The organism is Caldimonas hydrothermalis, from assembly GCF_056746695.1.
The window spans coordinates 1-632 of sequence record NZ_JBWQXA010000037.1; the positions used below are offsets into that span (position 1 = coordinate 1).

A 632-nucleotide genomic window follows, 5' to 3' on the forward strand; every position below is an offset into this window, starting at 1 on the left:
GCGCCCAGCAAGAAGGGCTCGCGTCCGCGCGTTTTCATCGGCGGCACCTGGCCCGTGGCTTTGTAGGCCCGGATCCAACTCAACTCCTCGCGATCGAACGGCGCCGGCGGCACCGGCTCGCCGTTCAGCCGGGCCTGCTCGGTGCGCGCCATGTAGTCCTCATACTCCCGCACCCAGCGCTGCAGCCCGCGCTCGACCTCGGCGGCCTCCCAGCCCCTGAGCTTGAACCAGGCTCGCGAGTCATGCACCAGGGTCTCGAACAGGACCGCCACCGCCTCGGGGACCTCGGAGCGATCCCACCACTGCGCCATGTCCTCCCACTCGTCGAAGCGGCCGCTGTCCAGGCCCGGCACCTGCCGCTGTTCGGCCTGCATGCAGGTGCCCAACACCCCATCGCTGCACGGGGCCGCAGCGCGCCGGCGTTCCTGCCGCCAACGCTCGAAGCGGCGGATCTCCTGCACGAACTCCTCGTCGGCGCTGAGCAGGTCATTGCGCTCTTCCTGCCTGGCGCGGGCCAGCACCGGCATCTCGCCCAGGCGGCCGGCCCAGCGCCGGCGCCACAGGATGGCCAGCTCCATCTGCGTGCGCATCAAGGCGCGCAGCGGCGGCATCCCAGGGCGCGCATGCCTGTG

At 71.5% G+C, this 632-nt stretch carries 1 pseudogene; it reads right to left on the reverse strand.

The features are described 5' to 3' along the window. Nucleotides 1-611 (reverse strand): annotated as a pseudogene (locus AC1ECW_RS16265) (hypothetical protein); the annotation flags it as partial. Nucleotides 612-632: the final 21 nt, after the last annotated feature.